The organism is Amycolatopsis thailandensis, assembly GCF_002234405.1.
Lineage (GTDB): Bacteria > Actinomycetota > Actinomycetes > Mycobacteriales > Pseudonocardiaceae > Amycolatopsis > Amycolatopsis thailandensis.
This window is the reverse complement of sequence record NZ_NMQT01000210.1, coordinates 1-1987: the sequence shown is the minus strand read 5'-3', so window position 1 is coordinate 1987 and position 1987 is coordinate 1. Positions and strand designations below refer to the sequence as shown.

General features: G+C 68.7%; 1 protein-coding gene and 1 pseudogene. Both read left to right on the top strand.

What is annotated here, in order from left to right:
- Positions 1-310: 310 nt before the first annotated feature.
- Positions 311-1675 (top strand): aspartate aminotransferase family protein, encoded by a 1365-nt coding sequence (locus CFP71_RS41190; protein WP_093939299.1) that lies wholly within the window; start codon positions 311-313, stop codon positions 1673-1675.
- A 71-nt stretch (positions 1676-1746) separates the two neighbouring features.
- Positions 1747-1987 (top strand): annotated as a pseudogene (locus CFP71_RS41185) (phosphotransacetylase); the annotation flags it as partial.

Genomic DNA, 1987 nt, shown 5'->3' with positions numbered 1-1987 from the left:
ACCCTCCTTATCACTCACGACCCCTTCGTAAAACCCATGCAAAGTTCTCAAAACGGGCATTTCCCCTGGAATGAGTGTCCCTAGTGGACGGTCGAGGTCGCGACCGGCTCCGGCGGGCCAGTTCGGTCCGTGTCGCGAAGGCCATGCTCAGCAGGAGGCTCGATCACGCCATATTTGCCTTGCCTCTCAATAACCCGAATCGCCGCTCACGACCAACTGGACCCATCGAACGCCGCCGCTCTGGCGCTGGGCCAGGGCCACGCGGATTGCGAAAGTCAAAGCACAGACTCGTGTCTCGAAGGAGGTCTCCGTGGACGTCACCCAGCTGCGAGCGCAGGCTCGACGGCATCTCGGCCCGCACTTCACCCGCAAGGACACCTGGGCCTCGGATTTCCCGGTGTTCGTACGCGGCGAGGGAAGCTACCTGATCGACACCGAGGGACGCCGCCACCTCGACGGCCTCGCCGGGCTCTTCTGCGTCAACATGGGCCACGGGCGCGCCGACATCGCCAAGGCCGCCGCCGACCAGGTCGGCACCCTGGCCTACGCGAGCAACTGGGGTTCGGCGCACACCCCCGCGATCGAAGCGGCCACGCTGCTGGCCGAACTCGCGCCGGGCGATCTCGGGACGACGTTCTTCGTCAACTCCGGCTCGGAGGCGGTCGAAACCGCGCTGAAGTTCGCCCGGCAGTACCACCGCAGCCAAGGGCAGCCCGAGCGGACGAAGATCATCAGCCGTGACATGGCCTACCACGGCACGACCATCGGCGCCCTCTCGGTGACCGGGCTGGCGAAGATCAAGGAACCGTTCGGTCCGCTCATGCCCGGCGTCCGGCACGTGCCGAACACCTTGGGACTGCTGGGGGATTGCGGCCCGGCGGCCGAATTGGACTGTGTCACCGCGATCGAACGGGTCATCCTCGAAGAAGGGCCCGAGACCATCGCGGCGCTGTTCGCCGAGCCGGTACAGAACGGCCGCGGCGCGCTGGTCCCGCCGAAGGGGTACTGGCCCGCTTTGCGCGCGCTGTGCGACAAGTACGGCATCCTGCTCGTGTCGGACGAGGTCATCTGCTCGTTCGGCAGGCTGGGGCACTGGTTCGGGCACGGTGTCACCGGGGTGGTGCCGGACCTGGTCACCTTCGCCAAGGGATCGACGTCGGGTTACGCGCCGCTCGGCGGGGTGATCGTGCGCGAGAAGCTGGTCACCGAGCTGTACGACTCCCCGAAGGGCGGCGTCTTCACCCACGGCGCCACCTGGGGCGGGCATCCGGTCGCCACCGCGGTCGCCGTCGCGAACCTCACCGCGATGCGGGACGAGAAGGTGCTCGACAACGTGCTCGCCGAGGGCCCGGAACTGTTCGCCGCGCTGAACTCGCTCAAGTCCGCGCACCGCTGCGTCAAGGACGTCCGCGGCACCGGGTTCTTCTACGCCATCGAGCTGATGGCCGACAGCGACAGCGGCCGGGAGCTGACCGAGGCGGAGTCGCTGAAGGTGCTCCGCGAGGTGCTCCCGGAGGCGTTCCGCCGCACGGGCGTCATCCTCCGCGGCGACGATCGCGGCGCGACGATGCTGATGATCTCCCCGCCGCTGGTCGCCGATCGCGAGGTGCTCACCGAACTGCTCCACGGCGTCGACGCGATGCTCAACGACGTCGAGAAGGCCGTCCAGCCCTGAACCAGCCCAGTTCACCCGGTGGGGGTCGCCGTCTTCCGGCGGCCCCCCGCTTCGTTTGCGGAGGTACTTCGATGAGCCTGACCACCGAGGCCACGCCGGACGTGACGCTCGACAGATGGCGGAAAGTGTTGCGCGGGCGGAATCTCCGCGTCGCGTTGGCGGACGGCGACGACGACCGCGCAGTCCGCGCCGCCCTCGCGCTCCGGGCCGAAGGGGTCGTGCGGCCCTCGCTGTTCGGCGACGAGGGCAGGCTTCGCGCCGCCGGAGTGCCGGCCGACGTGATCGTGGACGTCGCGGACGCCCTCGCCGACG